This window comes from Pleurocapsa sp. CCALA 161 (assembly GCF_003003995.1).
GTDB lineage: Bacteria > Cyanobacteriota > Cyanobacteriia > Cyanobacteriales > Xenococcaceae > Waterburya.
Map to the genome: position 1 here is coordinate 1 of NZ_PVWF01000206.1, position 5,060 is coordinate 5,060.

At 35.4% G+C, this 5,060-nt stretch carries 10 protein-coding genes; 9 read left to right on the forward strand and 1 reads right to left on the reverse strand.

Going from position 1 to position 5,060, the window contains the following annotated elements:
* Positions 1-63 precede the first annotated feature (63 nt).
* The 6 genes from C7B62_RS24415 (at position 64) to C7B62_RS24440 (ending at position 2,138) form a co-directional block, all read left to right on the forward strand.
* Positions 64-525 (forward strand): hypothetical protein, encoded by a 462-nt coding sequence (locus C7B62_RS24415; protein ID WP_106243874.1) that lies wholly within the window; start codon positions 64-66, stop codon positions 523-525.
* Between the two features lie 226 nt (positions 526-751).
* A complete protein-coding gene (locus tag C7B62_RS24420) occupies positions 752-1,069 on the forward strand; it encodes a hypothetical protein (protein ID WP_106243876.1) in 318 nt (105 codons plus the stop codon).
* Between the two features lie 18 nt (positions 1,070-1,087).
* The gene (locus C7B62_RS24425) at positions 1,088-1,333 is read left to right on the forward strand and encodes a hypothetical protein (RefSeq protein WP_106243878.1); all 246 of its coding nucleotides are present in this window, start codon (positions 1,088-1,090) and stop codon (positions 1,331-1,333) included.
* 2 nt (positions 1,334-1,335) lie between these two features.
* Positions 1,336-1,518, forward strand: coding sequence for a hypothetical protein (locus tag C7B62_RS24430; protein WP_106243880.1), 183 nt, complete (start codon positions 1,336-1,338; stop codon positions 1,516-1,518).
* A gap of 9 nt (positions 1,519-1,527) precedes the next feature.
* Positions 1,528-1,755 (forward strand): type II toxin-antitoxin system Phd/YefM family antitoxin, encoded by a 228-nt coding sequence (locus C7B62_RS24435; protein WP_106243883.1) that lies wholly within the window; start codon positions 1,528-1,530, stop codon positions 1,753-1,755.
* The gene (locus tag C7B62_RS24440) at positions 1,752-2,138 is read left to right on the forward strand and encodes a type II toxin-antitoxin system VapC family toxin (RefSeq protein WP_106243885.1); all 387 of its coding nucleotides are present in this window, start codon (positions 1,752-1,754) and stop codon (positions 2,136-2,138) included. The genes C7B62_RS24435 and C7B62_RS24440 overlap by 4 nt, the downstream gene beginning before the upstream one ends.
* 380 nt (positions 2,139-2,518) lie before the next feature.
* On the opposite strand, the gene C7B62_RS24450 is transcribed toward C7B62_RS24440, so the two are convergent.
* Positions 2,519-2,950: a hypothetical protein gene (locus C7B62_RS24450; protein WP_146132207.1), complete on the reverse strand. Its 432-nt coding sequence runs from the start codon at positions 2,948-2,950 to the stop codon at positions 2,519-2,521.
* A gap of 189 nt (positions 2,951-3,139) precedes the next feature.
* On the opposite strand from C7B62_RS24450, the gene C7B62_RS24455 reads away from it, so the two are divergent.
* The 3 genes from C7B62_RS24455 to hpnH all read left to right on the forward strand — a co-directional run bounded on the left by C7B62_RS24455 (position 3,140) and on the right by hpnH (position 4,874).
* On the forward strand, positions 3,140-3,289 hold the full coding sequence (locus tag C7B62_RS24455; protein WP_106243893.1) for an NUMOD4 domain-containing protein: 150 nt from the start codon (positions 3,140-3,142) through the stop codon (positions 3,287-3,289).
* A gap of 1 nt (position 3,290) precedes the next feature.
* Positions 3,291-3,446, forward strand: coding sequence for a hypothetical protein (locus C7B62_RS25950; RefSeq protein ID WP_158260745.1), 156 nt, complete (start codon positions 3,291-3,293; stop codon positions 3,444-3,446).
* Between the two features lie 411 nt (positions 3,447-3,857).
* The gene (gene hpnH / locus C7B62_RS24460) at positions 3,858-4,874 is read left to right on the forward strand and encodes an adenosyl-hopene transferase HpnH (RefSeq protein ID WP_106243895.1); all 1,017 of its coding nucleotides are present in this window, start codon (positions 3,858-3,860) and stop codon (positions 4,872-4,874) included.
* The last annotated feature ends 186 nt before the right edge of the window (positions 4,875-5,060 follow it).

The window sequence follows — 5,060 nt, forward strand, 5'->3', positions numbered from 1 at the left end:
AGTGACATTGTATTTCAAGCTCTTTAGTCTGGATTCTCTCAGCATATTACAGCTCAATTTTTCTTGCGCTTACCCTGTAATGGATATGAAGGAGAAGCATGGGAAAGATATATAGGATTAATTATTCCTGCTGATGCTGAAATTGAAGTGATAGATACAAATGCAGAATTTGAATTGAAATGGGAAGTATATAATAAAGCTTCCGATCAATATAAGCTAATAGATATAGATAAACTAAGTATTGAAAGTTTCAAAGAGTCTAAAGAATTTTACGAAGAATTAGAATTGAAAATAAATAAACTGGCGATATTTTTAGTAGATACTATCTTCAAAGTAAACAATGAAGTATTCACAGTTGATGTAGAAAACTATGAAGATGCTGAAAACCTTAATGCTAAACCTTGGACACCAATTGAATGGGTAGAAGGTTATTTAGTATTTGATCTCTCACTTAGTAAATGTGAGAAATTTTCAGAAGAACAAAAAGCTTTAGATTATATAAAAAGAAATAAAACAAAAGACTAAACAATAAAGAGTATGTTATCAAAAATATATGCTTTAAAGTTGATGCAGACCATGAGTTCAAAGTGATTTCTTGATATACAACAACAATTGAAAATTATATAACTACTAAAGTTAATTTCCACAAAGAGAATTTTAATTAAATAACAAGTCCAACACTCCTGATGACTATAAAAGCTTGGAGTTTTTTATTTGTTTATTTATTCTCAATAAGGAAACACTAATAACAATGACAATATCAAATTCAAGAAATAGATATCAAACGGATCAAGATCCACCACCGCCAAAGACCGTTTGTATAGGAGTATCACTTATAACAGTAGAAACCTACACAATAGTTCAAGACGATAGAGCAATAGAGCTACCTGTAGATGATGAAGTTGTATATACTTCTGTTCCTTATGAGGTGGCCCATAGTAAAAATGGCTGCTCTGATTGGAATGCGATCGCACGAGAGCTAGAAAAAGAAGGCTACTTACAAAAACATTGGCAAATTATGTCAGTCTGGATTCCTGTGGAAAATCATATTGCTGATGAAATCTTTTAACACTAACACTAACTAACAATGAAAATAACTAATAAAGAACAATTAGAATTCAAAGTACTTCAATTAACATCAAATCATTTCCTATGTAAGAGTATTCCTGATAACTGGTACGACTTGAGTGAGGATCAACAGAATGAATTTCTCATTGAGAATAACTGGGAACCGTTCGAGAAATACGAGCCTCAGTATGTCTGGGGTTGTATAGAAAATGCAGCACAAACTACCCAAGAATTTATAGAAGACTTAAACAAGGAAGGAAATTAACCGTGAAGAAACTCAAGGCCACATTACTAATTGACGAGGATCTATTGCTTAAAGCCTATTGTGAGGGTCATGACATAAAACCTAAAGATTGCCCTCCTGTTGAAGATATGGTGCGTTCTGAGATCATGTGGGTTCTCCAGAGTGGAATTGATTTAATCGGCGATATAGTTGAGGTAGAAAGTTAAATTCATACCATGACTCAACTAGACATAACCCAAGCAAAGGCGGACATATCGAAAGTTCTGGATCTCGCTATTAAAGGCGAAGAGATTGTAATTACCCAAGATAATAAGCCAGTAGCCAAGATCTCTCCCATAGCCCCAATATTACGCCCTTTAAAGAGAGGTAGTGCTAAAGGTAAAGTACAGATGTCTGATGATTTCGATGAGCCTCTAGAAGACTTTAAGGAATATATGGAATGAATTTATTATTAGATACGCATACATTCCTATGGTTCGTAAATGATAATCCCAAACTAAGTGATCGTCTCAAGGATCTGATTGAAGATACAAATAATGTTAGTTATTTAAGTATTGCCAGCCTTTGGGAAATGTCGATTAAATTTAACTTGGGCAAGCTAACGCTAGACCCCAACTACGAAGAATTTGTTGAGAGAGAAGTTACTACTAGCACCGTTAGGTTACTCAATATTGAATTAGAGCATTTGAGGATTAACTCTACTCTGCCTTTCCATCACAGAGATCCTTTTGACCGCCTCATTATTGCTCAATCTATAGCAGAGGAAATACCAATCGTATCTGTAGATTCTGCTTTTGATAAATACTCTGTTGCTTTGATTAATTAATCCATTAACGCCACTAATTGACGTATAGCAACTGTCTTTGACCTGTAGACATTAAACATGGGTCATTTTTAATGCCAATTTATTCACTAGTAATAACTATGAAAACACACCAAGCTAAAGTGATCAATTGTGTTCAAGCCAAGACACGCTATGGCCTCAAGCTAGTTATTAACTGTAAGTTATTATCTGATAATTCAGATGTAGCTTGTTGGAGCAATGAGCTAGATAATAAAGTCTATCGATCTAAGCATAAGGGCGATATTGTTGAGCTAATTGAAACTGATACCAATTCTCCATGAAGATGCATTAAATTAAAGGTGGTGACAAAATGCACAGATATGGGAAATAAATTAAGCAATTGCTTCAATTTGTGGATGGGACTATATCATCTCAGCTTTATTTAGTGCAACTTCATAGAGAAATGGTATAACTAATCCATTAAACGCTCTTTGATAATCAAGTGTTAATTCTTTTCTTTTTTGAACCTTGAGATCGTAAACCACACAATCTTCAATTAACTGCTCTATCAACTTGTCTACTGAGCTTGGTTTTGTATTAGAGTTAAGTATTTCTTGAAGTATGTTATAAACTTCTTCTGCTTTGTCTTCTAGATTCAGATCTTCACTGTACAAATCTTTCAGGCAAAGAATATCATCTAGATCCCTTTCTAACAATACTTCTTGTAACCTAGCAGAATCAAGAGTATCTAAAGGCTGATTATTAATAGTAATCTCAGCAAGAATCGGCTCAATTATATCTCTGAATTGTTGTTGTAAATCAGTTAGTGGTTGTAAGTTCTTTCTGCTGACCATAATGATTATCTTTAAAAGTATTTGTAATGAACTCAAGATAACTATTAATACAAAAGCTTGACTGTGATCTCTGTCAAAAGAACACACTTCTGGAAAAGAGGTGCTTTCCTGATTAATTATTCTGGTTTCTGAAATACAATAGAAACATATGTAATCTATTTGAAACTTTTAGAACTATGAATAATATTAATGTACGAATTATCAATTGCTCTCGCCCCAGAAGTATTTGTAGATATCCAAGATTATGAAGGATATTATCAAGTCTCAAACTACGGCAAAGTAAGAAGCCTAGACCGTGTAATCAAAGAAAAGACTGGTAAAACTCAAAGCAGCAGGTAATTTGACTCATAAAGAGATTGCTACCAAGTTTAGTGTTGCTAGAAGCACTATTACTGAAATCAAGTCAGGCAGAAGATGGAAACATCTAAATGTAATTCCTTTGACAGTTGAGAGAATGCAAAATTTGGCTTCCATCTACGCTAATACTCTGCGTTAGTAGAGCTGAAAGTGTAGCCATTTAGACATAGATAGATCAAGACATCATGAAGGTAGTAGATTGGTGTCTTTTTGGTGTCATAATCTTTGGTAACAATTGAGAACCTAGTTACTAGAAGTAATTATCGAACCCCTAGCTTTAGCTTGGAAGGCTGAGGTATTACCACTATACGACATCCGCAGGTAATAACGTTTTAGATCGAGTAATAACTTTAGCATACTAAGTTGGCTTTGTTCAAATAGTTTTCTAAAAAGAGCTAATTTCTTGATTTTGTATCTTTCATATTGGTCATTTAGAAATTAATTGGAATGACTATGAACTATCTCCTGACAGATTATTTTAGCGAAGCATATTACAATTACTCAAAATAGACTAGACTCAAAAATTGGTGTATCTGAGGAGAGCATAATTATGGCGGTTCAACTTCAACAAGCAGTTACAGTCGGCAAATACCTGGTTACACAACGTTTAATGGGACGTAAGCGGTTTCCTTTGGTTTTAATGCTAGAACCTTTGTTTCGTTGTAATTTAGCTTGTTCTGGCTGTGGTAAAATTCAGCATCCAAAGGAAATTTTGCAACAAAACTTAACCCCAGAGCAATGTTTTATGGCGGTGGAAGAATGTGGTGCGCCAGTAGTTTCTATTCCTGGAGGAGAACCTCTGTTACATCCTCAAATCGGGCAGATTGTCGAGGGGTTAGTACAGCGTAAAAAGTTTGTCTATCTCTGCACCAATGGGATCTTGCTGGAGAAAAGCCTGAGTAAGTTTAAACCATCCCCCTATTTAACTTTTAGCGTTCATCTTGATGGATTCAAGGAACAGCATGACAAATGTGTCGATCGCCCAGGAGTTTTTGATAAGGCGATCGCGGCGATCAAAGCAGCTAAACAGCAAGGATTTAGAGTGACGACCAACACCACCGTCTTTGATGGAGCAAATCCACAAGAAATGCAGGAATTCTTTGATTTCTTGGATACTCTCAACCTTGATGGCATGATGGTTTCCCCTGGCTATGGATACGAAAAGGCTCCCGATCAAGAAAACTTTTTACGGCGAGAACAAACTAAAACTTTATTTAGAGAAATCTTATCTCCCTGGAAATCTGGTCAAAAGAAATGGAATTTTAATCATAATCCCTTATTTCTGGAATTCCTGATGGGAGATCAAGATTTTGACTGTACTCCTTGGGGAAGTCCTAGCTATAGCGTTTTAGGCTGGCAAAAACCCTGCTATCTCTTGGATGAAGGACACTATTCAAGCTATCAAGAACTGCTCAATCAGACCGAGTGGAGCAACTACGGCAAAAATAGCGGTAATCCTCAATGCCAAGACTGTATGGTACATTGTGGCTACGAACCCACCGCAGCTAACGCGGCAATGCAACCCGAAAATATGGGTAAGGCGATCGGTGCATTATTTGGTGGATAAGCTCAGGCAATGAGCAATAAGTAATGATACTAAATCCGCTTGATAAACTTGATAAAGGTAATGTTTAATTTCTGCGTAAAAATTTAGTGATGAGATCAGAATAACTAATACTTGTTACTTGTTACTTGTTACTTGTTACTTGTTACTTGTTACTTGTTACTTGTTACTTGTTACTTGTTACTTGTT

What these genes read in the sequence shown, in the direction of transcription:
- C7B62_RS24425 (WP_106243878.1), top strand. Translation starts at nt 1,088, where the DNA reads ATGAAAATAACTAATAAAGAACAATTAGAATTCAAAGTACTTCAATTA.
- C7B62_RS24450 (WP_146132207.1), bottom strand. Translation starts at nt 2,950, where the DNA reads ATGGTCAGCAGAAAGAACTTACAACCACTAACTGATTTACAACAACAA.
- C7B62_RS24440 (WP_106243885.1), top strand. Translation starts at nt 1,752, where the DNA reads ATGAATTTATTATTAGATACGCATACATTCCTATGGTTCGTAAATGAT.
- hpnH (WP_106243895.1), top strand. Translation starts at nt 3,858, where the DNA reads ATGGCGGTTCAACTTCAACAAGCAGTTACAGTCGGCAAATACCTGGTT.
- C7B62_RS24455 (WP_106243893.1), top strand. Translation starts at nt 3,140, where the DNA reads ATGTACGAATTATCAATTGCTCTCGCCCCAGAAGTATTTGTAGATATC.
- C7B62_RS24435 (WP_106243883.1), top strand. Translation starts at nt 1,528, where the DNA reads ATGACTCAACTAGACATAACCCAAGCAAAGGCGGACATATCGAAAGTT.
- C7B62_RS24420 (WP_106243876.1), top strand. Translation starts at nt 752, where the DNA reads ATGACAATATCAAATTCAAGAAATAGATATCAAACGGATCAAGATCCA.